A 22,550-nucleotide genomic window follows, 5' to 3' on the forward strand; every position below is an offset into this window, starting at 1 on the left:
TGCCCAAATCGACAGACCGGAGACTTGCCGTGAGCACGCCAAAGACCAGAACCGAAACCGATACGTTCGGCCCCATCGAGGTTGCGGCCGACCGCTATTGGGGCGCGCAGGCGCAACGCTCGCTCGGCAATTTCAAGATCGGCTGGGAAAAGCAGCCGGTTTCGGTCGTGCGCGCGCTGGGCATCGTCAAGCGGGCGGCGGCGGAAGCCAATATGGAGCTGAAACGGCTGGATCCTGCGATCGGCAAGGCGATCATCGCGGCCGCGCAAGAGGTCATCGACGGCAAGCTCAACGACCATTTCCCCCTGGTGGTCTGGCAGACCGGCTCCGGCACGCAGTCCAACATGAACGCCAATGAGGTGATCTCCAACCGGGCGATCGAGATGCTGGGCGGCGTCATGGGCTCGAAGAAGCCCGTCCACCCCAACGACCACGTCAACATGAGCCAATCGTCGAACGACACCTATCCGACGGCCATGCACATCGCCTGCGCCGAGCGCATCGTGCACGATTTGTTGCCGGCGCTGAAGCACCTGCACAAGGCGCTGGACGCCAAGGCCAAGGCCTTCAACCACATCATCAAGATCGGCCGTACCCACACGCAGGATGCCACGCCGCTGACGCTCGGCCAGGAATTCTCGGGCTATGCGGCGCAGGTCGCCTCGTCGATCAAGCGCATCGAAATGACGCTGCCCGGCCTGCAGGAACTGGCGCAGGGCGGCACCGCCGTCGGCACCGGCCTCAACGCGCCGGTCGGCTTTGCTGAAAAGGTCGCCGATCGCATCGCCGCCATCACCGGCATCGCCTTCGTCACCGCGCCGAACAAGTTCGAGGCGCTCGCGGCACACGATTCCATGGTGTTCTCGCACGGCGCCATCAATGCGGCGGCCGCCGCACTCTTCAAGGTCGCCAATGACATCCGCTTCCTTGGCTCCGGCCCGCGCTCGGGCCTCGGCGAATTGTCGCTGCCAGAAAACGAACCCGGCTCGTCCATCATGCCGGGCAAGGTCAACCCGACGCAGTGCGAGGCAATGACCCAGGTCTGCGTACAAGTGTTCGGCAACAACGCGGCAGTGACCTTCGCCGGCAGCCAGGGTCATTTCGAGCTCAATGTCTACAACCCCCTGATGGCCTACAATTTCCTGCAGTCGGTACAGTTGCTCTCCGACGCGTCGGTCTCCTTCACCGACAATTGCGTCGTCGGCATCGAGGCGCGGGAGGACAACATCAAGGCGGCCCTCGACCGCTCGCTGATGCTGGTGACGGCGCTTGCGCCCACCATCGGCTACGACAACGCCGCCAAGATCGCCAAGACGGCACATAAGAACGGCACGACGCTGCGCGAGGAAGCGCTGGCCACCGGACTGGTCAGCGAGGCCGATTTTGACCGGCTGGTGCGACCGGAGGACATGACGCATCCGGGGTAAGGCGTTTTTCGGCGGGAGAATTTACTCCCGTCACCGCATCACCCGACACGAATTTCGCGCTTCTTGGCCGATCACGGAAATGTACGGCCTGTGAACGATGTGTCGCCGGATAGGCGGCTTTGGTGAACAGTCGGCATCGTCTATCTCTGGGTCATTCAACCCATTCGGAGAGTCACCATGTCCATCAACACTTCCGCCGCCGGCGCCGGCACCGCGTCCAACAGCTCTGTCACCATCCTGCTCGGCCGCATCCTGCTCGCGGTCATTTTCCTGCTTTCCGGTTTCGGCAAGCTCACCGCCATTTCCGGTACCGCTGCCTATTTCGGCGGCCTCGGCCTGCCCCTTCCGACCGTAACCGCGGTTGTCGTCGGCCTGATCGAACTTCTCGGCGGCCTCGCCGTCCTCGTCGGTTTCCAGACCAGGATCGCCGCCGTGGTGCTCGCGGTCTTCACCGTCGCCACCGGGCTTGTCGCCCACACGGGCTGGGCCGACCAGATGCAGATGATCCAGTTTCTCAAGAACCTTGCCATCACCGGCGGCTTCCTGCTGCTCGCCTCCTCCGGCGCCGGCGCTTACTCCATCGACGCCAAGCGCGGCTGAACTCCCTCTCAAGCCGCCCTCCCAGGCATTGACAGAAGCGGCGCGGAATTTTCCGCGCCGCTTTTTCGTTGTCTGAAGTAGCCGGTTTCGGCCGCAGCTGCGCAGGGGTAAACTGCGCGGTAGCCGGCTCGAGTCCAATCGGGCGCAGGCAAGGGAGGTGGCCATGGCTCGCAACGCATTGCTTCTGGTTTCGCGACTGCTGTTTGCCGTGATGTTCGTACCATCAGGCTTTCAGGCACTCGCCAACATTGCCGGTACATCAGATTATTTCGCCGGCCTCGGCTTGCCGCTGCCGAGCCTCGCGGCCTGGGGCACGGGCCTGTTCGAGTTGATCGCCGGCTTGCTGATCCTCGTCGGCTTCCAGACCCGGATCGTGGCGCTGCTTCTGGCGGCCTTCTGCGTCGCGGCCGGTTTCATCGGCCATTACGGCCAGGGTGCCGGCGATGCGACGCTCGCCTTCCTGCACCAGCAGATGCTGATGAAGGACGTTGCAATATCAGGCGGGTTCATGGCGCTTGCCATGGCTGGTGCCGGGGCCTGGTCGGCCGACGGGCACGGTTTTGGTATCGGCGCGGACGTGACCTGAGCCTCAGTCTGCCAGAGCGCCCTATTTCACCGAAACACTCGGCCCACCCTCCACAGCCAGCACCAGCCGGCGGTTGGTGATGCGCGCCAGTTGCGCCAGGCGGCCGGCCGGCCGCTCGCCGTAGAGGTCGGAGAGCGAAGCCGGCAACACCAGCGCCAGCACGCCATTGGCGCGCTGTTCCCATTTCAGCCGGGGCATGATGCCGGGCATCGAGGCCGTCAGCAGATAGACGACGCGCATCATCGCCGCCAGCACGCGGGCCCGCTCCAGGTAGCGCGGCGTCGCCAGCGCTTTGATTTCCGGCGCGATGGACTCGTTGAAGATGCCGTCGTGACGATAGGCATTGGCCAAAGCCAGGAAGGCACGGCCGGGATGGTCGACGCCGAAGAAGGAGGCGTGGGCAATGATGTTGAGCGACTGCCTGCCGCGGTATTCCGGGTGCGCGCGCCAGCCGATGTCAGCCAGCAATGCCGCAGCGTGGCGGTAGCGGGCCTCGTCCTCGGTCTCGTCGATGCCGAAGGCGGCAAAGGCCTTGCCTGTCCATTCGACCAGTTCATGCGCGTGATGGACCGAGCGCGAGCGCAACAGCGCCAGCTCTTCGGCAGCCGAGATCAGCGGGTCCGATTTCTGCTCGGCCTCGTCGAGCAGCGAATAGAGGAAGCCTTCGCGCACACCGAGCGCCGAGACGATGATCTTCGACGGCTGCATCGCCGCCATGATCTCCTGCAGCACGATGGCGCCGTAAGGCAGCAGCGAGCGGCGGTTCTTCGACACGCCTTCGATCCCCTTGACCTTCTCGATCTCGGCTTTGGCCACCTGCTTGAGAAAGTTCGCCGCGCTGTCGGCCGATATCTCGTAATGATGCATGACGCCAAGCGGGTAGTTGGTCATCTCCATGTGCAGCCGGGCGAGATTTCGCCAGGTGCCGCCGACGGCGTAGAAGGGCCGGCCCTGCCCACCTTTCAACAGCTTGGCTCGCGCCAGTTCTTCGCGTGCGATCTTTTGCGCCTGGGTGAGCGAGTTCTTCGCCATGTCCTGCAGGCGCAGGCCGCCGAGCGGCAGCGTTATGCCGTCGCCGATCGCTTCGCCGTTGACGTCGACCAGTTCGAGGCTGCCGCCACCCAGATCGCCGGCGATGCCATTGGCCGGGTGGAAGCCGGAAATGACGCCAAGCGCCGAATAATAGGCCTCCTGCCGCCCGCTGATGACCCTGATCTCGGTCTTCAGCACCTCTTCGGCGCGATGGATGAAATCGGGACCGTTGATCGCCTCGCGCGCGGCGGCGGTGGCCAGGACATACATATGCTCGGAGCCGGCCTGGTCGGACAGCGCGCGGAAGCGGCGGAACTCTTCCATCGAGCGCGTCACCGCCTCGGGGTCGAGCTTGCCGGTCGAAACGATGCCGCGGCCAAGACCCGCCAGCATCTTTTCGTTGAACAGCATGGTCGGCGAGCGCGCCAGCCCTTCATAGACGACGAGGCGGATCGAATTCGACCCGATGTCGATGATGGACAGCGGTCGGCGGTCCTGCAGCCGGCCCTGGGAAACGGACAGCATCAGATGGACGCTGCGCCGTTTTTCTTGCGGCGCTTGAACTGCGCAATGCGCTTGGGTGCATGCGACTTCAGCGCGTCACCCCGTCCCGACAGGCTCGGATTGGTCATGAAATATTCCTGCGCGTTGAACGGTTCCTCGCCCTCTTCCAGCACGACGCGCCGGGAGGTTCCATCAGCCAATACGTCGAAACTTTGCTGATTGTCCATGATGTTGCCCAGCATGATCTGGCCCAAAATCTGTTCATGCACAGTTGGATTGGTGATCGGCACCATGGTCTCGACGCGACGGTCGAGATTGCGCGGCATCAGGTCGGCCGACGAGATGTAGACGATCGCTTCGTCCGACGGCAGGCCATGGCCATTGCCGAAACAATAGATGCGGCTGTGTTCGAGGAAGCGGCCGACGATCGACTTGACCCTGATGTTTTCCGACAGACCCGGCACCTGCGGCCGCAGGCAGCATATGCCGCGCACCACGAGGTCGATCTCGACACCGGCGCGGCTGGCATCGTAGAGCGCGTCGATGATGATCGGGTCGACAAGCGCGTTCATCTTCATCCAGATGCGCGCCGGTTTTCCTTCCAGCGCATGGGCGACTTCGTCGGAAATGTGCTGCAGGATACGGTTCCTGAGCGTGAACGGCGATATCGCCAGCCGCATTTCGGCGGTCGGCTCGGCATAGCCGGTAATGAAATTGAAGAGCTGGGCGACGTCGCGGGCGATCGTCGGATCGGTGGTGAAGAAGGACAGGTCGGTGTAGATGCGTGCGGTGACCGGGTGGTAGTTGCCGGTGCCCAGATGCACGTAGTTACGCAGCTTGCCGTCCTCGCGCCGCACCACCAGCGACATTTTCGCGTGGGTCTTCAACTCGAGGAACCCGAACACGACCTGGACGCCGGCGCGCTCGAGATCGCGCGCCCAGCGGATGTTGGCTTCCTCGTCGAAACGCGCCTTGAGTTCGACCAGCGCGGTCACCGACTTGCCGGCCTCTGCCGCATCGACCAGCGCGCGCACGATCGGGCTGTCGTTGGAGGTGCGGTAAAGCGTCTGCTTGATCGCCACCACTTCGGGATCGGCCATGGCCTGGCGCAGGAACTGGACCACGACGTCGAAGGATTCATAGGGGTGATGGACGACGATGTCCTTCTCGCGGATGGCCGCGAAGCAGTCCCCGCCATGCTCGCGGATGCGTTCGGGAAAGCGCGGATTGTAGGGCGTGAACTTCAGGTCATCGCGAGGAACGGACACGATCTCGGAGATCTGGCTGAGCGCCAGCGGACCGGTCAAGACGCTGATACGGCTCGAAGACACGCCAAGCTCGCCGGCGACGAAATCGCGCAATTCGCCAGGCATCAGCTTGTCGAATTCGATGCGGATGACCGAGCCTCGGCGGCGGCGCTTCAGCGCCGTCTCGAACAAGCGCACGAGATCTTCAGACTCTTCCTCGACCTCGATATCGCTGTCTCGGATGATGCGGAATGTTCCGGAGCCCTTGACCTCATAGCCGGGGAACAGCTTGCCGATATAGAGGCCGACCGCTTCTTCCAGCGGGATGAAGCGGACATGGTTCTTGCGATCCGGCAGGCGGATGAAGCGCTTCAGCGCCACCGGCAGGCGCAAGAGCGCGCTCATCTCCTCGCCATTCTTGCGGTGGCGCAGCTGCAGCGCCATCGAGAAGCCGAGATTGGGGATGAACGGGAACGGATGCGCCGGGTCGATCGACAGCGGGGTGAGCACCGGAAACACCTGGTCCTGGAAATGCTCTTCCAGCCAGACCTTTTCGTCCTTGGTCAGCGCATCTCGCGCAATGCTCTCAATGCCTTCCTTGTTGAGCAGCACGGTGAGCGCCGAGAGGCTCTTCTGCTGGTCTTCCTGCAGCCGCTCGACCTCGCGCAGCAGCTGTTCGAGCTGCTGCTCGGGCGTGCGGCCGTCAGGACTTTTCAGCGTGATGCCTTCGCGCACCTGGCCGGCGAGGCCAGCGACACGCACCATGAAGAACTCGTCGAGATTGGCGGCCGAAATCGACAGGAAGCGGACGCGCTCCAGCAGAGGGTGATGGGTATTCAGAGATTCCTCGAGCACGCGGCGATTGAACTGCAGCCAGGAAAACTCGCGGTTGACGAAGCGATCCGGGTTGCCGCCCTCTGAACTGGCCGCCTCGACGTTGACGAATTCGCTCTGTACCGGCTTCAGTTCGTTCATGGTTCCTGCCCGCAACCGTTCCTTTTGCAGCGCCGCCAGATGACGATAGGCGCTCTAACATGCCTTTGTGGCGCATGATCGGTCGCGGAATCGCTTGGCGTCCGCGGTCACACGCTTAACCGGCTCAACTTATCCTCTGACAGGCTTTTGCGACAGTTTCATTTCATCGATCTTGCAAAGAGACCCGTTATGATCCAGATGCATGCGAGACTGCGTTAAGGAGACGACGATGGCAGGCGGTTCCATTCCCCATTTCCAGAACGATGCCGGCCATCCGGCGATCGACATCGGGGTCAAGGAATTTATGTGCACGGGCGCCAATCCGCCTTTCGACCACCCGCATGTGTTTCTCGACATGGGCGACGACAATGAGAAAGTCTGCCCCTATTGCTCGACGCTCTACCGCTATTCGCCAAAGCTGAAGGCGACGGAAACGCTGCCGGCGGGCTGCCTCTACATCGACCAGGCCGCCTGATTCCTTCCCGACAGAGCTGATGGACGACACGCGCTCCCGGCAAATCGTCATCGCCGGAGCGGGCGTCGCCGGGCTGACCGCGGCACTTGCTTTCGCCAGACGCGGCTACCCCGTGCAGGTGTTCGAACAAGCGCCGCGCCTGGAAGCCGTGGGCGCCGGCCTCCAGCTTTCCCCCAATGCGACACGCATCCTGCGCGACCTCGGCGTGCTCGACCGGCTGTTGCCGGCGGCGGTGCGGCCGGAGGCCGTGGTGCTGAAGGATGCAAGGACGTTGCGCGAATTGGCACGGGTGCCGCTCGGGCAATCGGGTGAAGACCGCTGGGGCGCTCCCTATCTCGTCGCGCACCGGGCCGACCTGCAGAGCGCGCTGATGACGTGTGCGGCAGAGATGCCTGATGTCCTTCTCACGCTCGGGGCGCGTGTCGAAAAAATTGCGACTGGCAGCCATGGTGTCACGGCGACCGTCGAAATCGGCAACAAGACGGTAGAGGCGCAGGGCTGCTTGCTGGTCGGCGCGGACGGCGTCTGGTCGTCGGTGCGCGGGCTTGTCGATGCAAAAAGGATGGCATCGCCAAGAAGCCGTTTTTCGGGAGAGTTGGCCTGGCGCGCCACCGTCGCGGCCGACAGCGACGCCGGGCAAGCCTTTGTCGCGATCGGCGTGGCCGATTGCGTCACGACTTTCCTGCATCCCGGTTTCCACATGGTCGCCTATCCCGTCAGCAAGGGCGACGCCTTCAATCTCGTCGCCTTCACCAAAGGCGAGCACATTGCCGAGGGCTGGTCCGGCCATGCCGATCCCGGCATTCTCGCCGCCGCCATGCGCGGCACCGCGCCGGGACTCATGAAGCTGGTGGAAATGGCCTGCCCGTGGCTGACCTGGCCGCTGCATACCGTCGACCAAAGGCGGTGGACCAGCCCGCAAGGCATCGCGCTGATTGGCGATGCCGCGCATGCGATGACGCCGTTCGCGGCACAGGGTGCGGCGATGGCGATCGAGGACGCCGCGATGCTTGCCACCCTGTTCGCCGACTTCCCCACCGATCCGCGACAGAGCCTCACCATCTGGGAGAATCTGCGGCGGCCGCGCGTGGAGAAGGTGCTCAAGCGCGGTGCGCTCAATCGACTTGCCTGGCATGCTCGAGGCCCAGTGGCGCTGGCCCGCAACCTTGTGCTGGCGACGCGGCCGGCGGAGAAGCTCGCGGCCGATCTCGACTGGCTTTATGGCTGGGAGGAACGGAAGGTTGTGAGGCGCTGATCGTCATGGAGCTCCAAAGCTCTCGAAGGTGCGTCACGAGAACAATGCACCCGGCGTCATATTCCAATAGATGTGGTGATAGCGCGCGAAGAAAATCAGGGCGGCCGCAACGGAGCACGCCATCGCGGCAGCCAAAGTTACCGCCACAGCCACGAAAACATTCGCTCTCAATGCATGCTTCGATACGAGGACGAGTTGAACCGCGATTGCGATCGACGAGAAGCTTGAGACACCGTATGCGCTCAGCACCTGCAATCCTTTGATAAGAGGCCCAAGTACCACCACAACGGCTGCAAACAAATACCAGCCAATCGTCATTCCAGTTTCTTTTGGCAGCAGGCTCAAAAGGCCGAATGCAGCGTATTTTATGCCCAGTATCGACAGCGAAAATGCTACCGCGATGGGAAACTTTAAAATCACCCCGCGATAGATGGCCTTGAAGTCGGCACCTGCCGCTGTCACACGGGAGAATAGAAAGATGACCAAGGAAGCAACAACGGCTATCGCCAAATTTGAAATGAACTTATAGACAATCGGGAAATGCGGGACTGAATTGCTCCAGTGACCTAGGAAATCCAAGTATCCTACGCACTGTTGAGCAAGTGCGAATATAGCAGCGATGGCTGCGATCGCGCACCAGGTATCGTCTCGTTCCGATATTTTACGAATGACGGCGCCGGGTTTTATATAGAAAACGAATCCGCCAACAAAATATTTTATAAGCGCATCAAAAAAAGACACAACACTCTCCGCACCGTCGCCAAATATGTATTTCTACATACAAAAACTAACAGTGCGTGCACGCAGATCACCTATTGTACAGCTTCAGCGACCACCCTAGCGACGCCGGTAGTGGGTTCCACCAGCCTGTGCGCAGCCCGGCTGTGCGCAGCGCCGCCGCCGTCCAGGTGTTGCAGCCGACCAGCGCGTTGAAATGGCCGTTGGCTTCGAAGAAGCCATCGAATTTCGAATAGGCGGCGTTCGGGATATGGATCGGACCGTCCGGCCTCTGCTGAAAACTCGCCTGTATGAAATCGAGCAGTGCCGCGAACTGATCGTCACCAATGTCGAAGCCGGCGACATCCGGATGTGCTTGGTCGATATCGCCGGCGACATCGACATGCATGACCGACGCGTCAAGTGTCAGTGCTTTCATCACCGGCACGGCCTTGAGCTCAGACCAGGTCGGTGTTTCCAGATAGAAGGCACGGCCGCCCCAACCAAAGACGATATAGCGCACCTCGGGAATGTCGGCCGGGATGCCGGCTTCAACCAGAAAATGGAAGCGCTGGCGCACCGCATCGTCCACCGGAATGGCGATGTCTGTGTGGATCGGGTTTCTCAGCACAAGGATATGACGCGTTGCTGATTTGCCGGTGGTGGTTTGCCACAGTGGCCGTGGCACCAAAGTACCGAACGTCACGGCGAGCACCACCGCGATCAACAACAGACCAAGAAAACGGCCGAGCTTTTTCATGAATGGCGGCCCTGCAAACGCATCCGGCGCGACACGAACCGTGCGCCTCCTGCCTACCCATACGCAAAAGAGCCCGGCGCTGTTTCAGCCGGGCTCTCCTCAGTTCACTGAAAGGCTTAGTGCAGGATCTGGCTGAGGAACAGCTTCGTGCGTTCGTGGCGCGGGTGGTCGAAGAACTCGGCCGGCGTGTTCTGCTCGACGATCTGGCCCTGATCCATGAAGATCACTCGGTTGGCGACCTTGCGGGCAAAGCCCATCTCGTGGGTGACGCACAGCATGGTCATGCCCTCTTCCGCCAGACCAACCATCGTCTCCAGCACTTCCTTGATCATCTCAGGGTCGAGGGCCGAGGTCGGCTCGTCGAACAGCATGATGCGCGGGTTCATGCACAGCGAGCGCGCGATCGCCACGCGCTGCTGCTGGCCGCCGGACAGCTGGCCGGGATATTTGTTGGCCTGCTCCGGGATTTTCACGCGCTTGAGGAAATGCATGGCGATTTCCTCGGCCTGCTTCTTCGGCGTCTTGCGCACCCAGATCGGCGCCAGCGTGCAGTTCTCCAGGATGGTCAGATGCGGGAACAGGTTGAAGTGCTGGAACACCATGCCGACCTCGCGGCGCACCTCGTCGATCTTCTTCAGATCGTTGGTCAGTTCCTTGCCGTCGACGATGATCTTGCCCTTCTGGTGCTCCTCCAGCCGGTTGATGCAGCGGATCATCGTCGACTTGCCCGAGCCGGACGGCCCGCAGATGACGATACGCTCGCCGCGCATCACCTTCAGGTTGATGTCCTTCAGCACATGGAACTCGCCATACCATTTGTGCATGGCGATGATGTCGATGGCGACATCGGTGGTCGAGATGTGCATCTTGGCGGCGTTGACCTTGATCTCTTCCGCGCTGACGGCATTTTCGGTGGCCATGACAGGGTCCCCTTGTTCTTCTATCTTTGGTTATGATGCATGTCGTTATCCCAAAACCGCAACACACTTTTGGGCGACATGCATCAGCGTTTGTGGCCGGTGTCGAGCCGGCGTTCAGTGTACATTGAATAGCGCGACATGCCGAAGCAGAACAGCCAGAACACGAAAGCGGCGAACACCAGGCCGGACCTGGCCGTTTGCGGCGTCGCCCAGTTGGCGTCCGAGAAGTTCTGCTTGACGACGCCGAGCAGGTCGAACATCGAGATGATGAGCACCAGGCTGGTGTCCTTGAACATGCCAATGAAGGTGTTGACGATGCCGGGAATGACCAGCTTCAGCGCCTGCGGCAGCACGATCAACCCCATCTTCTGCCAATAGCCGAGGCCGAGCGAATCAGCGCCTTCATACTGGCCCTTGGGGATAGCCTGCAGGCCGCCACGCACGACTTCAGCCATATAGGCGGCGGCGAACAGCGACACGCCGATCAGCGCCCGCAGGAACTTGTCGAAGGTGACGCCTGCCGGCAGGAACAGCGGCAGCATGACGCTGACGAAGAACAGAACGGTGATCAACGGGATGCCGCGCACCGTTTCGATGAAGACCACGCACAATGTCTTGACGATCGGCATCTTCGAACGCCTGCCAAGCGCCAGCACGGTGCCCAGCGGCAGCGACACGGCAATGCCGACGAAGGACAGGCTGAGCGTCACCAGCAGGCCACCCCAGCGCGAGGTCTCGACATGCGGCAGGCCGAACACGCCGCCAATCAGGAGGAAAAACGAGACGATCGGCAGCACCAGGAAAAGCAGGATGGCGTTCAGCCCCTTGCGTGGCACGCGCGGGATCAGCATCGGCACCAGAAGCGCCACGAACAGGATGGCAACCAGAATCGGCCGCCAGCGCTCCTCGATCGGATAGGTGCCGAACATGAACTGGCCGAACTTGGCATTGACGAAGGCCCAGCAGGCGCCGCTCCAGCCATCCGGCTGGATACCGCCTTGTGCGACGGTCGCGCAGACGGTGCGGTCCGGCCCGGTCCACTGGGCATTGAGGAACGCCCAGCTGATGACCTGCGGCAGGACCCAGGCAACGATGGCGATGCCAAGGATGGTCATGATGGTGTCGCCGACCGTGCCGACCAGGTTCTTGCGCACCCAGGCCATCGGGCCGCGGACGCTGGCCGGCGCAGGCTGCGCCAGGGCCATTTCGGTGCGCACCCAGGACATATCGTGTTCCTGCATGGCTCTACCTCTCCACCAGCGCCATCTTGGCGTTGACCACGTTCATGACGGCGGAGGTCACCAGGCTGAGTATGAGATAGGCGATCATCATGATCAGCACGCCTTCGACCGCCTGTCCGGTCTGGTTCAGCACCGTCCCGGCTGTCGCCGTCAGGTCCGGATAGCCGATGGCGATCGCCAGCGACGAGTTCTTCGTCAGGTTGAGATACTGGCTGGTCAGCGGCGGAATGACGATGCGCATCGCCTGCGGCACGACAACCAGCCGCAGGACCGACCCGGATCGCAGCCCAAGTGCCGACGCCGCCTCGGTCTGGCCCTTGCTGACACCCCTGATGCCGGCACGCACGATTTCGGCGATGAAGGCCGCCGTGTAGCAGGACAGCGCCAGATAGAGCGATAGGAACTCCGGCTTGACCTGAAAGCCGCCGGTCAGGTTGAAGGTCGACTGTTTCGGAAGATCAAAGCTCAGCGGAAAGCCGCTCAGCACGTAAGCGAGCAAGGGCAGGCCGACGATCAGCGCCACCGAGGTCCAGAACACCGGAAATTGCTGGCCTGTCGCCATCTGCCGCTGACGTGCCGTGCGGGCGACGAACCATGCCATGGCAATGCCGACAAGCAGAGCGACGAAGATCAACCAGGAGCCCTCGCCCCAGACCGGGCGGGGAAAATAGAAGCCACGCTGGTTGAGGAAGGAGCCGAAGGGCAGATGATAGCTGTCACGCGGTGCCGGCAGCACGGCGAGGACGCCGGAATACCAGAAGAAGATGACGAGCAACGGCGGGATGTTGCGGAAGACCTCGACATACACCGTGCATATCTTCTGGATCAGCCAGTTCTGCGAGAGGCGGCCGATGCCGATGACGAAGCCGATGATGGTGGCGGTGATGATGCCGGCGACGGCGACGATGATGGTGTTGATCAGGCCGACAAGGATGGCGCGGCCATAGGTCGAATCCGACGTATAGGCGATCGGCGTATCCGAGATGTCGAATCCCGCGCGTCCCCTGAGGAAACCGAAGCCGGAAGCGATGTGCAGGCGCTGCAGATTGTCGATGACATTCTGCACAATCCACCAGACGGAGCCGAACAGAACGATGACGACCAGCGTCTGGAAGAAGAGACTGCGGACTTTCGGATCATTGATGAAGGAAGCCCCGCTGGGCCCTTCGCGAATAACTTCCTGCGATGCCATGTCACCGTCCCCTGGAAAGAGAAACCGGAAGGCAGATATCTGCCTTCCGGATCACATTTCGGTCAGCGGATCGGCGGAGCGTATTGCAGGCCGCCCTTGGTCCACAGCGCATTGATGCCGCGCGCGATCTTGAGCGGGCTGCCCGAGCCGACATTGCGGTCGAACATTTCGCCGTAGTTGCCGACGGCCTTGACGATGTTGACGACCCAGTCGTTGGAGACGCCGAGATCGGTGCCGATCTTGGTGTCGGCTTCCTGGCCGAGCACGCGCTTGATCTCCGGGCTGGGGGAATTCTTCATCTCATCGACATTGGCCTTGGTGATGCCGAGCTCTTCGGCGTCGAGCAGCGCGAAATAGGTCCACTTGACGATGTGGTACCACTGGTCGTCACCCTGGCGGACGGCCGGACCGAGCGGCTCTTTCGAGATGATCTCGGGCAGCACGACGTGATCGGCCGGCGCGCCCAGCGTCAGGCGGATGCCGTAGAGGCCCGACTGGTCGGTGGTGTAGACGTCGCAGCGGCCGGCATCATAGGCGGCGTTGACCTCTTCGAGCTTTTCGAAGACGACCGGATTGTACTCCATCTTGTTCGCCTTGAAGTAGTCGGCGAGGTTGAGTTCGGTGGTGGTGCCGCTCTGCACGCAGACCGCGGCGCCGGAGAGCTGGAGCGCCGAATTGACGCCCGGCAGCTTCTTGGCGTTGATCATGAAGCCTTGGCCGTCATAGTAGGTCGTGCCGACGAAATTCAGGCCAAGTGCGGTGTCGCGGTTGATGGTCCAGGTGGTGTTGCGCGACAGGATGTCGACCTCGCCGGACTGCAGCGCGGTGAAGCGCTCCTTGGCGCTGAGCGGCGTGAACTTGACCTTGGTGCCGTCACCAAAGACAGCGGCCGCGACAGCGCGGCAGAAATCCGCATCGATGCCTTGCCAGTCGCCCTTGTCGTCCGGCGCCGAGAAGCCGGCGAGACCGGTCGAGACACCGCACTGGATGAAGCCCTTCGCCTTGACGGTATCGAGCGTCGTCGCCGACGCGGCCGACGCCATCAATCCAATCGTGGCGGCGCCAAGAATGCCGATAGCAATATGTTTCATGACCCACAGACCCTTTTCTCTGTTTTCAGGCAAACCCTGATTCTTTTTCCCGTGTGAACGCAGCTCCCAATTCCAGCCCATTCCCCGGAATTCCACATCGCAACCGACGCGCCGCCTCCCATTCACGAACAGCATCGAAGGCGATAATTCTCGTGAGGTCAAGGAAAATGACCGAATCCGAACGTGTTTGAAAATCGATTGCCTGAAATGCCCGAATTGCAGACAAACGCGCCCGCAATTTAGTCACGGCGCGAATAAAGTCGGCAAAGCGCATTCAACGCAAATGCGGGTCGGCGGCGAAATCCATCCCTGACACAAGCGTTGCGTCACTGATCTGGATAAGGGATGAATTGGCATGTCCGAAGACTATCATCAGACGTGCGCTCTCAAAGCGCCCGAGAAACGAGCCAGGCGCCGGCCGCCGCCATCAACACACCGGAAATGTGCGGAATCAACGGCCCGGTGGTGACTGTCTTTTCCAGGAGAACGAGGATGGCGACGCGGCGATCCACAGGCCTCTCCTAGCCGCCGGCGGCAAGGCCAGGTGCCGCGTCGCTCGCTCGCGCACTGCCGCATCCGGCCAGCCGGCTTCACGACCTGATGGCGACGTCAGCTGGAGAATTGGCATATTCGAAGTCTATCCCTGGCGGACGGTGGGCGGTTGCACGGTCCCTGACACCGCACTATGGCTAGCGCCTTGTCAAACAAGGCGAAGACGAAGAATGGCTAAGGACGGCAACGAGCAGGTTTCCGGAAAAATGGGGATCAACACGCGGCTTGCCCATTCGGGCAACAACCCGCACGACTATTTCGGCTTCGTCAATCCGCCTGTCGTCCACGCCTCGACGGTGCTGTTCCGCGATGCGGCGACGATGGCCGCGCGCAACCAGAAATACACTTACGGCACACGCGGTACGCCGACGACGGACGCCCTTGCCCATGCCATTGATGCGCTGGAGGGATCCGCCGGCACGATCGTGGTGCCATCGGGCCTGGCGGCGGTGACCATTCCGCTGCTCGCCTTCGTGTCGGCTGGCGATCATCTGCTGATCGTCGACAGCGTCTACCATCCGACCCGTAATTTCGCCGACACGATGCTGAAGCGGCTCGGCGTCGAGGTGGAATATTATGATCCGCATATCGGCGCTGGTATCGCAGCCCTGATCAAGCCCAACACCAAAGTGGTGTTCACGGAATCGCCGGCCTCCAACACATTCGAGGTGCAGGATATACCGGCGATCGCCAAGGCGGCGCATGCCGCCGGGGCCATCGTGATGATGGACAACACCTGGGCCACGCCGCTCTATTTCCGGCCGCTCGATCACGGCGTCGACATCTCCATCCACGCGGCGACGAAGTACCCGGCCGGCCATTCCGACGTGTTGCTCGGCACGGTCTCGGCCAATGAGAGCCACTGGAAGCAGCTCTTCGAGAGCTTTTGCACGCTTGGCTGCTGTGCGGGACCCGACGATGTCTACCAGGTGCTGCGCGGCCTGCGCACGATGGGCGTGCGCCTGGAACATCACCAGCGCAGCGCACTCGCCATCGCGTCGTGGCTCGAAGGCCAGAAGGGCGTGGCGCGCGTGCTCCACCCTGCCCTTCCCAGCCACCCGGATTACGATTTGTGGAAGCGCGATTTTTGCGGTTCGAGCGGCATCTTTTCCTTCGTCATGGCCGGCGGCGGTCAGAAGGAGCAGCACGCCTTTCTCGACGCGCTCAGGATCTTCGGCCTCGGCTATTCCTGGGGCGGCTATGAGAGCCTCGCGGTGCCGGTCTGGCTCAGCGACCGTGTCATTGCAAAAGGCCCCTATGACGGTCCGTTGATCCGCCTGCAGATCGGTCTTGAGGATGTCGACGACCTGAAAGCCGACATTTTGCGTGGTCTGGCCGCAGCGACGGCCTAACCAGCGCGCCGCCTGACTGCCGGACGGAATCAACAAGCGGGCGCAGAGCTCTGACGCTGATGACAAAGTGCGAGCCGTTCGCAGCATCCCAGCGAGGCGTGGCGCGCAATATTATTCTCTTGGCCGACGACTTTGCGGATTTGTTTGACTTTCAAATCCGTGGGTTCGGCTGCATTGCCTGCTGCACGGCATCCCCAACCAATCCATTTGTCACAAAGCTTGCCATGGCCTTTCGCCTTTTTGTCCCCATCCTTGCCGGCGCGACGCTGCGCGAGCGGTTGCTTGCCTGCATCGGCGCCACGATCGGCATCGCGCTGACCGGGGTGATCAGCGGGCTGGCGATGGGCGGCGGCCCGCATGTGGCCCTGCTGGTGGCGCCGATGGGCGCCTCCGCCGTGCTTCTGTTCGCCGTGCCCGCGAGCCCGTTGGCGCAGCCCTGGTCGATCATCGGCGGCAATTCCATATCGGCGCTGGTGGGTGTGACCGTGGCGCATTTCATCCATGATCCGGTATTTGCCTCTGGCCTTGCCGTGGCGCTCGCCATCGCGGCGATGTCGTTCACGCGCTGCCTGCATCCGCCAGGTGGCGCGGCGGCGCTGACGGGGGTGCTTGGCGGGCCTGCCGTCGTCAGCGCCGGCTTCCTGTTTCCCTTCGTGCCAGTCGCGTTGAACTCGATCATCCTGGTCACACTGGGTTTCCTTTTCCACAGGCTGGCGCGGCGCAACTACCCACATGTCGCCGCCCCCGCAGCCAACAGCCACGGGACCGCCGATCCGCCGGCGCAGCAGCGCGTCGGCTTCCGGCCCGAGGATATCGACGCGGCGCTGACCACGCTCGACGAGACCTTCGACATCGACCGCAACGACCTCGAACGGCTGTTGAGACAAGTCGAACTGCAGGCCATGGTGCGCTCGCACCGGACCCTGCTGTGCCAGGACATCATGTCCCGCGACGTGATTTCGGTGCCCGAACAGGCTACGGCCGACGAGGCGCGGCAGCAACTGCTCGATCATAACATCCGCACCTTGCCGGTGGTCGACGGCGACGCAAGGCTGGTCGGCGCCGTCGGCCTGCGAGAGCTAACGAAGGCCATCGATACGGTGAAGGGCGTGATGTCGAAGGCCGGCACCGCCTCGCCCGACACCCCGGCGATGAGCCTGCTTCCCCTGCTGACCGACGGCCGCAGCCATGCCGTGGTCATCGTTGACGGCGAACGGCGTATTCTCGGCCTGATCACCCAGACCGACCTTCTGGCGGCCGCCGCACGCGTGCAGGCCGCAGACAACGGACTGGCTGCGGCCTAGAATAGCGAAGCCAGGTTGCCGAAATCCGGGAACCTTTTGCCGGCAGGTGCATCCAATGGAACAGTCAAGTGTCTGTTCGGGGAGATCCGGTCGCGATGAGCAAGCTCGCAATGCCCGCCACGAGGCCCGAGACGGCTGAAAGCCATTCCGCCGACCTTGTGCTGGTGCACCGCGCCCTGGCGCGCGAGGCGGACGCCTTCCGCGCCATCATCAAGACGCATAACCAGCGTCTCTACCGCATCGCGCGCGGCATCCTGCGCAACGACGCCGAAGCCGAGGACGTCGTCCAGGAGGCCTATGTCCGCGCCTTCGCCAATCTGGCGGCATTTCGCGGCGATGCCTCGCTCGCCACCTGGCTGTCGCGCATCGTCATCAACGAAGCGCTCGGCCGCCTGCGCCAGAGGCGGCGTACCGTGGCGATGCCCGCGAACCCGGAAGCGCGGATCATCCGCTTTCCCCTCAATCCAAGCGACGACCCGGAGCGGACGATGGCGCAGCGGCAGATTCTCGCACTTGTCGAACGGGCGACCGACTGCCTGCCCGACATCTACCGCATGGTCTTCGTGGCCCGCGTCATCGAGGGCCTGAGCATGGAGGAAACCGCCGATCTGCTCGACCTGCGGCCAGAGACCGTCAAGACAAGGCTGCACCGGGCGCGTACCTTGTTGCGCAAGGCGCTGGACGACGAGATCGGCCCAGTGCTGCTCGACGCCTTCCCCTTCGCCGGCCGCCGTTGCGAGCGGCTGACCAAGGCCGTGATGGGACGGCTGGGTTTCGAATGATCCTGTTCTGATTTTCGGGAACGTTTCTCCCGGCCGCGCATCCAATCAGCGTCAACTGAAAATGTAAGCCCCGGCGCTTCCTCGCAGCCGGGCGAAGGAGGATGCCATGTTCACCCGATATACCGCCGGCCTTGCCGCCCTGCTTTTCGTCAGCGCCGCCCCTTTCGCGCAAGCCGCGGACAAGCCGACCGATCCGCAGATCGCCCACATCGCCTACACAGCCGGCGTCCTCGACATCGAGGCGGCCAAGCTGGCGGTCAAGACATCGAAGAACAAGGAGGTCATTGCCTTCGCCAAGGACATGGAGCGCGACCATGAGGCGGTGAACAAGCAGGCGCTCGACCTGGTCAAGAAGCTCAAGGTGAAGCCCGAGGACAACGCCACCAGCCAGGCACTGAGCAAGGCGGCGGAAGAAGAACGTGCCAAGCTCGCCAAGCTGAAGGGCGCGGCTTTCGACAAGGCCTATATCGAGAACGAGGTCGCCTATCACAAGCAGGTCAACGGCGCGCTTGAAACGCTGCTCATTCCTTCGGCCAGCAATGCCGAGCTGAAAAGCCTGCTCGAGACCGGCCTCAAGATCTTCCAGGGGCATGAGCAGCACGCCGAACATGTCGCCGGCATGCTGAAATGAAAGCGAGTGCCTTGATCCGTCCGTCGCGGTTGGCTGCCCTGGCGCTGATGCTTACAGCGGCGCCGGCGGCGGCCGCTACGATAGAGGTCACCATCGACAAGCTTGTCTTCTCGCCGGCGACCGTCGAGGCGAAGGTCGGCGACACGATCGAGTGGGTGAACAAGGACGTGATTGCCCACACGGCCACCGTGAAGGGCGGCTGGGAAGTGATGATCCCGCCAAAGAAATCAGCGAGCCTGACATTGAAGGCGGCGGGAGCGGTCGACTATTTCTGCCGCTTCCACCCCAACATGAAGGGTCATGTGAACGTGGCGCCGTGATGCGCTTGCGGCTGGCGGCGTAGAGCCGCCAGCCCTCACGGCGTCGGTCCAATCTTGCAGGAGCCGGCGCGGCTAATCGTGATGCGCTTTGACGCGGTGACGATGCGCGGCCTGCTTTGCCCGGTTGCCGCACTGCGCCATGCTGCACCAGCGGCGCCGATGGCCGCGCGTGTGGTCGACGAAAAGCAGCGTGCAGGCCGGGCCCTCGCAGGCTTTCACATGTGAGAAATCCTCGCTGCAGACGAACCGCGCCAGCGCTTCGCCGATCGGCAGCAGAAGCGCCTCGGGCGTGCGCCACTTGCGACCCGTCTGAAGCTGAAAAGGGATTTCGCTACCCGCAGGCATGTCTCTACCGGCAAGGACGGGGGCGATCCGGGTAAAGATCTCGTCGCGGTCGAGCAGGCGATTGAGCGGCTCCAATTGCGCGAGATCCTGAGCGGCCAGCGGATGCCCCTTGTGTTCGCGTACGAACCCGCGGAACCACTCCCTGAGATGCCTTGCCCGATCGGCCACCTTATCGAGTTCGCCCGGCAGAGCGTGCATGCGAACGCTGTCGAGCGCCTCGGGCGGCGCCAGCCGCGCCTGTTCGACCCAATCCAGCAACCCCTCGCCGTCCTTGATCCAATCGACAGGGGTATCGACCAGCGTTGCGATCGAATTGAGGAAATCCAGGCCGAGCGCGTCACCGACAAAGATCGCAGGGGTCATTGTAACTCCAATCGCGCGTCGATCCCGCCGAGCGCTCTGAACACAAATCGGTGATAACCCTTTCGAGGCCGGTTGACAAGTTACGTTCATATCAAGTAACCCTTTCGGACAGCTTTAACAGGTTACTAGTCAATTCAATCCGGAAGGAGATGCCGCGATGCCCTCGAACGATGTCAGTGTTGTGCTCGTCCATGGCGCCTGGGCGGACGGCTCGAGCTGGGCCAAAGTGATCGTGCCGCTCGTGGCGCAGGGTTTCAACGTAGTTGCCGCGCCGCTGCCGCTGACGTCGTTCGCGGACGATGTGGCGGCACTCGACCGGACGCTGGAGCGCGTCGCCGGGCCTGTCGTGCTTGCCGGCCATGCCTATGCCGGCGCGGTGATCGGGGCGACACGCAGCGATAAGGTGAAGGCACTGGTCTATGTCGCCGCCCTTGCGCCCGACGAAGGCGAGACCGTGGCGGATGTCTTCTACCGCGCAACGCCGCACGCCAAGGCGCCGAAGCTTGCGCCAGACGAACATGGCCTGATCTATCTGCCGGACACTGCCTTCGTTTCCGCCTTTGCGCAGAACGCATCGGCCGACGAACTGGCGGTGCTGCGGGCGGTCCAGCGGCCGATCTCGCCGGCTTGCATCACCGTGCCGATGGCGCGGCCGCTGTGGAAGGACCGGCCGGCCTGGTTCTTGATTGCCGAGCAGGACCGCATGATCGTTGCCGAGACACAGCATTTCATGGCCAGGCGCATGAACGCCCTGGTGCATGTGCAGCCGGCCGACCACACGCCGATGGTCACCGCGCCGGATGCCGTCGTCGACATCATCGTCGCAGCGGCGCGTGCCGGCGAAGCGTGAGCCTGAGCCGCCTTCAATCGCAATAACCTTCCCAATGCCGATTTTTCGGTTACAGCAACGGAGAGCACCATGACCGCCTACCGCAACGCCGATGTCGACGGCTTCAACATCTTCTATCGCGAGGCCGGGACGCCGGGCGCGCCGAAACTGCTGCTGCTGCACGGCTTCCCGAGCTCGAGCCATATGTTCCGCGACCTCATTCCGCTGCTTGCCGGCCGCTTCCACATCGTCGCACCCGATCTGCCGGGATTTGGCCGTTCCGACATGCCGCCGCGCGAGACGTTTGCTTATACGTTCGACCACATTGCCGAAATCATCGACCGTTTCACCGAAGTGGTCGGCTTCGACCGCTATGCGCTCTACGTGTTCGACTATGGCGCGCCGACCGGTTTCCGGCTGGCGGTGAAGCACCCGGAGCGCATCAGCGCGATCATCTCGCAGAACGGCAACGCCTATGAGGAAGGGCTCGGCGAGGACTGGAATCCGATCCGCGCCTATTGGTGCGACCCCTCGCCGGCCAACCGCGAGGCGCTGCGCCCTGCCTTCAAGCCGGACGCGATCGCCTGGCAGTACACGCATGGCGCGCCGGCGGACCTGGTCTCGCCCGACGGCTATTCGCTGGACAGCTTCTATTTCGGCCGGCCGGACGCCGAGGAAGTACAGCTCGACCTGTTCGGCGACTACAAGAGCAATGTCGCCCTCTACCCCGCCTTCCAGTCCTATTTCCGCACCCACAAGCCACCGTTCCTGGCGGTGTGGGGCAAGAACGACCCATTCTTCCTGCCGCCCGGCGCCGAAGCGTTCAAGCGCGACATGCCGGACGCGGTCGTGCGTTTCCTCGACACCGGCCATTTCGCGCTGGAAACGCATGCCAGCGAGATCGCTGCGGCGATCCTCGACTTCCTGCATTGACCTGAAAAGAGGAGACTTGCCATGTCGAACTCCCTTGCCATCGTCACCGGTGCCAGCCAGGGCATCGGCCAGGCCACCGCCATCCGGCTGGCGCGTGATTTCCCGGCACTTGTGCTGGTCGCGCGCAGCCGCTCGAAGCTCGACGAAACGGCCGAGGCCGTCAGGGCGGCAGGCGCCAAAACGCTGGTCATCGATGCCGATCTCGCCCGGCCCGAAGCAGCCAAGGCGGTGGTCGATCAGACGCTTGCTGCCTTCCGCCGCATCGACGCGCTGCTCAACATTGCTGGCGCCGTGCCGCAGATCGACCTGTTCGACATGAGCGACGAACAGTGGAATGCCGGCCTCGCGCTGAAACTGCACGGCGCCCGCCGGCTGACCGTCGCGGCGTGGCCGGCGCTGAAGGCGGCCAAGGGCGCCGTGGTGCTGATGTCAGGCAATTCGGCACTGTTTCCGAAGGCACCCTATGCCGCCGTCGGCACGATCAACGCGGCGATCGTCGCGCTGGCAAAGGCCTTCTCCGACCGCGGCATTGCCGACGGTGTGCAGGTCAACAGCGTGCTGCCTGGCCCGGTGATGACCAGCCGCCGCCGCTCCTATCTCGAACACTGGGCGCCGCTGGACGAGATGAGTGTCGAGGAGGCGACAGCCAATTTCCCGAAGGAGGCCGGCATCGCCCGCTATGGCGAGCCGGAAGAGATCGCCGAGCTGATGGCCTTCCTGGTTTCACCCGCCGCGCGCTGGATGACCGGCTCGACGCTGCCCATGGATGGCGGCGAGGTGAAATCGATTTGAGGAGGATGACATGATTGCCTGGAACAGCGTGACCCGCGCCCACGTGGTGCAAGCGATGGAAGAATATGACCGGCTGGGGCCTAGGCGCTTCTTCGCCGAACGCGGCTTTGCCCCGACCACGACCTATGAGCTGGTCGCGGATAACCGCCTCTACCCGCCAAAGGCGATCCTCGGCACCGCCTACGAGTTCGCCACGGGCAAGAGATTGGCCTCGGGCGACTTCGAGGGCGGCAAGAGCGGCGCGGTGAAAGTGCTGGGGCAATTGGGGTTCATCGTCAGGGCGAAGTGACGGCCGTCAGACAGCGACGTTGCGCCCGAGATGACG

Annotated in this window: 25 protein-coding genes; 14 read left to right on the forward strand and 11 right to left on the reverse strand. The window is 62.8% G+C overall.

All coding sequences use genetic code 11. The features are described 5' to 3' along the window. Nucleotides 1–29: 29 nt before the first annotated feature. The 3 genes from fumC (at nucleotide 30) to AC04SF_RS21940 (ending at nucleotide 2,613) form a co-directional block, all read left to right on the forward strand. A complete protein-coding gene (gene fumC / locus AC04SF_RS21930) occupies nucleotides 30–1,427 on the forward strand; it encodes a class II fumarate hydratase (RefSeq protein WP_488479489.1) in 1,398 nt (465 codons plus the stop codon). A 177-nt stretch (nucleotides 1,428–1,604) separates the two neighbouring features. After that, nucleotides 1,605–2,027, forward strand: coding sequence for a DoxX family protein (locus AC04SF_RS21935; RefSeq protein ID WP_488479490.1), 423 nt, complete (start codon nucleotides 1,605–1,607; stop codon nucleotides 2,025–2,027). 163 nt (nucleotides 2,028–2,190) lie between these two features. Then, on the forward strand, nucleotides 2,191–2,613 hold the full coding sequence (locus AC04SF_RS21940) for a DoxX family protein (RefSeq protein ID WP_488479491.1): 423 nt from the start codon (nucleotides 2,191–2,193) through the stop codon (nucleotides 2,611–2,613). Nucleotides 2,614–2,634: 21 nt separating this feature from the next. Here AC04SF_RS21940 and ppx read toward each other — a convergent pair whose 3' ends face one another. Further along, nucleotides 2,635–4,170, reverse strand: a complete 1,536-nt coding sequence (ppx, locus tag AC04SF_RS21945) for an exopolyphosphatase (RefSeq protein WP_488479492.1) — start codon at nucleotides 4,168–4,170, stop codon at nucleotides 2,635–2,637. Next, nucleotides 4,170–6,371 (reverse strand): RNA degradosome polyphosphate kinase, encoded by a 2,202-nt coding sequence (locus tag AC04SF_RS21950; RefSeq protein WP_488479493.1) that lies wholly within the window; start codon nucleotides 6,369–6,371, stop codon nucleotides 4,170–4,172. Before AC04SF_RS21950 ends, ppx begins: the two co-directional genes overlap by 1 nt. 229 nt (nucleotides 6,372–6,600) lie before the next feature. Here AC04SF_RS21950 and AC04SF_RS21955 point away from each other — a divergent pair, with 229 nt between their 5' ends. Then, nucleotides 6,601–6,846 carry a zinc-finger domain-containing protein gene (locus AC04SF_RS21955; RefSeq protein ID WP_015318409.1) on the forward strand — a complete coding sequence of 82 codons (246 nt, stop codon included), beginning with the start codon at nucleotides 6,601–6,603 and terminating at the stop codon, nucleotides 6,844–6,846. 19 nt (nucleotides 6,847–6,865) lie between these two features. Continuing rightward, nucleotides 6,866–8,101, forward strand: coding sequence for an FAD-dependent monooxygenase (locus tag AC04SF_RS21960; RefSeq protein WP_488479494.1), 1,236 nt, complete (start codon nucleotides 6,866–6,868; stop codon nucleotides 8,099–8,101). Between the two features lie 33 nt (nucleotides 8,102–8,134). Here AC04SF_RS21960 and AC04SF_RS21965 read toward each other — a convergent pair whose 3' ends face one another. From AC04SF_RS21965 to AC04SF_RS22000, 8 genes are all read right to left on the reverse strand, one after another. Further along, on the reverse strand, nucleotides 8,135–8,842 hold the full coding sequence (locus AC04SF_RS21965; RefSeq protein WP_488479495.1) for a hypothetical protein: 708 nt from the start codon (nucleotides 8,840–8,842) through the stop codon (nucleotides 8,135–8,137). A 67-nt stretch (nucleotides 8,843–8,909) separates the two neighbouring features. Next, complete coding sequence (locus AC04SF_RS21970; RefSeq protein WP_488479496.1) at nucleotides 8,910–9,578, reverse strand: TIGR02117 family protein; 669 nt, start codon at nucleotides 9,576–9,578, stop codon at nucleotides 8,910–8,912. A 116-nt stretch (nucleotides 9,579–9,694) separates the two neighbouring features. Beyond that, on the reverse strand, nucleotides 9,695–10,444 hold the full coding sequence (locus AC04SF_RS21975) for an amino acid ABC transporter ATP-binding protein (RefSeq protein WP_031240865.1): 750 nt from the start codon (nucleotides 10,442–10,444) through the stop codon (nucleotides 9,695–9,697). Nucleotides 10,445–10,581: 137 nt separating this feature from the next. Beyond that, entirely contained in the window at nucleotides 10,582–11,739 is a 1,158-nt protein-coding gene (locus AC04SF_RS21980; RefSeq protein WP_488479497.1) for an amino acid ABC transporter permease, read from the reverse strand. Nucleotides 11,740–11,743: 4 nt separating this feature from the next. Further along, nucleotides 11,744–12,931 (reverse strand): amino acid ABC transporter permease, encoded by a 1,188-nt coding sequence (locus AC04SF_RS21985; protein WP_488479498.1) that lies wholly within the window; start codon nucleotides 12,929–12,931, stop codon nucleotides 11,744–11,746. 62 nt (nucleotides 12,932–12,993) lie between these two features. Then, complete coding sequence (locus AC04SF_RS21990) at nucleotides 12,994–14,022, reverse strand: amino acid ABC transporter substrate-binding protein (protein ID WP_488479499.1); 1,029 nt, start codon at nucleotides 14,020–14,022, stop codon at nucleotides 12,994–12,996. 25 nt (nucleotides 14,023–14,047) lie between these two features. Next, nucleotides 14,048–14,296 (reverse strand): hypothetical protein, encoded by a 249-nt coding sequence (locus AC04SF_RS21995; protein WP_488479500.1) that lies wholly within the window; start codon nucleotides 14,294–14,296, stop codon nucleotides 14,048–14,050. Between the two features lie 112 nt (nucleotides 14,297–14,408). Then, complete coding sequence (locus AC04SF_RS22000; RefSeq protein WP_488479501.1) at nucleotides 14,409–14,534, reverse strand: hypothetical protein; 126 nt, start codon at nucleotides 14,532–14,534, stop codon at nucleotides 14,409–14,411. A 210-nt stretch (nucleotides 14,535–14,744) separates the two neighbouring features. Here AC04SF_RS22000 and AC04SF_RS22005 point away from each other — a divergent pair, with 210 nt between their 5' ends. The 5 genes from AC04SF_RS22005 to AC04SF_RS22025 all read left to right on the forward strand — a co-directional run bounded on the left by AC04SF_RS22005 (nucleotide 14,745) and on the right by AC04SF_RS22025 (nucleotide 18,963). Then, nucleotides 14,745–15,926: a cystathionine beta-lyase gene (locus tag AC04SF_RS22005; protein ID WP_488479502.1), complete on the forward strand. Its 1,182-nt coding sequence runs from the start codon at nucleotides 14,745–14,747 to the stop codon at nucleotides 15,924–15,926. 224 nt (nucleotides 15,927–16,150) lie between these two features. Further along, nucleotides 16,151–17,230: an HPP family protein gene (locus tag AC04SF_RS22010; RefSeq protein WP_488479503.1), complete on the forward strand. Its 1,080-nt coding sequence runs from the start codon at nucleotides 16,151–16,153 to the stop codon at nucleotides 17,228–17,230. Nucleotides 17,231–17,325: 95 nt separating this feature from the next. After that, nucleotides 17,326–18,012, forward strand: coding sequence for an RNA polymerase sigma factor (locus tag AC04SF_RS22015; RefSeq protein WP_488479504.1), 687 nt, complete (start codon nucleotides 17,326–17,328; stop codon nucleotides 18,010–18,012). A 106-nt stretch (nucleotides 18,013–18,118) separates the two neighbouring features. Next, complete coding sequence (locus tag AC04SF_RS22020; RefSeq protein ID WP_488479505.1) at nucleotides 18,119–18,643, forward strand: DUF4142 domain-containing protein; 525 nt, start codon at nucleotides 18,119–18,121, stop codon at nucleotides 18,641–18,643. Further along, nucleotides 18,640–18,963, forward strand: coding sequence for a cupredoxin domain-containing protein (locus AC04SF_RS22025; RefSeq protein ID WP_488479506.1), 324 nt, complete (start codon nucleotides 18,640–18,642; stop codon nucleotides 18,961–18,963). The genes AC04SF_RS22020 and AC04SF_RS22025 overlap by 4 nt, the downstream gene beginning before the upstream one ends. A gap of 72 nt (nucleotides 18,964–19,035) precedes the next feature. Here AC04SF_RS22025 and AC04SF_RS22030 read toward each other — a convergent pair whose 3' ends face one another. Next, on the reverse strand, nucleotides 19,036–19,671 hold the full coding sequence (locus AC04SF_RS22030; protein WP_488479507.1) for a CGNR zinc finger domain-containing protein: 636 nt from the start codon (nucleotides 19,669–19,671) through the stop codon (nucleotides 19,036–19,038). A 157-nt stretch (nucleotides 19,672–19,828) separates the two neighbouring features. Here AC04SF_RS22030 and AC04SF_RS22035 point away from each other — a divergent pair, with 157 nt between their 5' ends. From AC04SF_RS22035 to AC04SF_RS22050, 4 genes are all read left to right on the forward strand, one after another. Further along, nucleotides 19,829–20,521: an alpha/beta fold hydrolase gene (locus tag AC04SF_RS22035; protein ID WP_488479508.1), complete on the forward strand. Its 693-nt coding sequence runs from the start codon at nucleotides 19,829–19,831 to the stop codon at nucleotides 20,519–20,521. 69 nt (nucleotides 20,522–20,590) lie between these two features. Next, entirely contained in the window at nucleotides 20,591–21,433 is an 843-nt protein-coding gene (locus AC04SF_RS22040; protein WP_488479509.1) for an alpha/beta fold hydrolase, read from the forward strand. A gap of 21 nt (nucleotides 21,434–21,454) precedes the next feature. Continuing rightward, nucleotides 21,455–22,225 (forward strand): SDR family oxidoreductase, encoded by a 771-nt coding sequence (locus AC04SF_RS22045; protein ID WP_488479510.1) that lies wholly within the window; start codon nucleotides 21,455–21,457, stop codon nucleotides 22,223–22,225. Nucleotides 22,226–22,235: 10 nt separating this feature from the next. Next, nucleotides 22,236–22,514, forward strand: coding sequence for a ScoMcrA-related endonuclease (locus AC04SF_RS22050; protein ID WP_488479511.1), 279 nt, complete (start codon nucleotides 22,236–22,238; stop codon nucleotides 22,512–22,514). The last annotated feature ends 36 nt before the right edge of the window (nucleotides 22,515–22,550 follow it).

The organism is Mesorhizobium sp. CNPSo 4671, assembly GCF_057784245.1.

Coding starts and splice junctions, on each gene's coding strand:
- AC04SF_RS21935 (WP_488479490.1), top strand. CDS start 1,605: ATGTCCATCAACACTTCCGCCGCCGGCGCCGGCACCGCGTCCAACAGC.
- AC04SF_RS21940 (WP_488479491.1), top strand. CDS start 2,191: ATGGCTCGCAACGCATTGCTTCTGGTTTCGCGACTGCTGTTTGCCGTG.
- ppx (WP_488479492.1), bottom strand. CDS start 4,170: ATGCTGTCCGTTTCCCAGGGCCGGCTGCAGGACCGCCGACCGCTGTCC.
- AC04SF_RS21950 (WP_488479493.1), bottom strand. CDS start 6,371: ATGAACGAACTGAAGCCGGTACAGAGCGAATTCGTCAACGTCGAGGCG.
- AC04SF_RS21955 (WP_015318409.1), top strand. CDS start 6,601: ATGGCAGGCGGTTCCATTCCCCATTTCCAGAACGATGCCGGCCATCCG.
- AC04SF_RS21960 (WP_488479494.1), top strand. CDS start 6,866: ATGGACGACACGCGCTCCCGGCAAATCGTCATCGCCGGAGCGGGCGTC.
- AC04SF_RS21970 (WP_488479496.1), bottom strand. CDS start 9,578: ATGAAAAAGCTCGGCCGTTTTCTTGGTCTGTTGTTGATCGCGGTGGTG.
- AC04SF_RS21975 (WP_031240865.1), bottom strand. CDS start 10,444: ATGCACATCTCGACCACCGATGTCGCCATCGACATCATCGCCATGCAC.
- AC04SF_RS21980 (WP_488479497.1), bottom strand. CDS start 11,739: ATGCAGGAACACGATATGTCCTGGGTGCGCACCGAAATGGCCCTGGCG.
- AC04SF_RS21985 (WP_488479498.1), bottom strand. CDS start 12,931: ATGGCATCGCAGGAAGTTATTCGCGAAGGGCCCAGCGGGGCTTCCTTC.
- AC04SF_RS21990 (WP_488479499.1), bottom strand. CDS start 14,022: ATGAAACATATTGCTATCGGCATTCTTGGCGCCGCCACGATTGGATTG.
- AC04SF_RS21995 (WP_488479500.1), bottom strand. CDS start 14,296: ATGCGCTTTGCCGACTTTATTCGCGCCGTGACTAAATTGCGGGCGCGT.
- AC04SF_RS22005 (WP_488479502.1), top strand. CDS start 14,745: ATGGCTAAGGACGGCAACGAGCAGGTTTCCGGAAAAATGGGGATCAAC.
- AC04SF_RS22010 (WP_488479503.1), top strand. CDS start 16,151: ATGGCCTTTCGCCTTTTTGTCCCCATCCTTGCCGGCGCGACGCTGCGC.
- AC04SF_RS22015 (WP_488479504.1), top strand. CDS start 17,326: ATGAGCAAGCTCGCAATGCCCGCCACGAGGCCCGAGACGGCTGAAAGC.
- AC04SF_RS22020 (WP_488479505.1), top strand. CDS start 18,119: ATGTTCACCCGATATACCGCCGGCCTTGCCGCCCTGCTTTTCGTCAGC.
- AC04SF_RS22025 (WP_488479506.1), top strand. CDS start 18,640: ATGAAAGCGAGTGCCTTGATCCGTCCGTCGCGGTTGGCTGCCCTGGCG.
- AC04SF_RS22030 (WP_488479507.1), bottom strand. CDS start 19,671: ATGACCCCTGCGATCTTTGTCGGTGACGCGCTCGGCCTGGATTTCCTC.
- AC04SF_RS22035 (WP_488479508.1), top strand. CDS start 19,829: ATGCCCTCGAACGATGTCAGTGTTGTGCTCGTCCATGGCGCCTGGGCG.
- AC04SF_RS22040 (WP_488479509.1), top strand. CDS start 20,591: ATGACCGCCTACCGCAACGCCGATGTCGACGGCTTCAACATCTTCTAT.
- AC04SF_RS22045 (WP_488479510.1), top strand. CDS start 21,455: ATGTCGAACTCCCTTGCCATCGTCACCGGTGCCAGCCAGGGCATCGGC.
- AC04SF_RS22050 (WP_488479511.1), top strand. CDS start 22,236: ATGATTGCCTGGAACAGCGTGACCCGCGCCCACGTGGTGCAAGCGATG.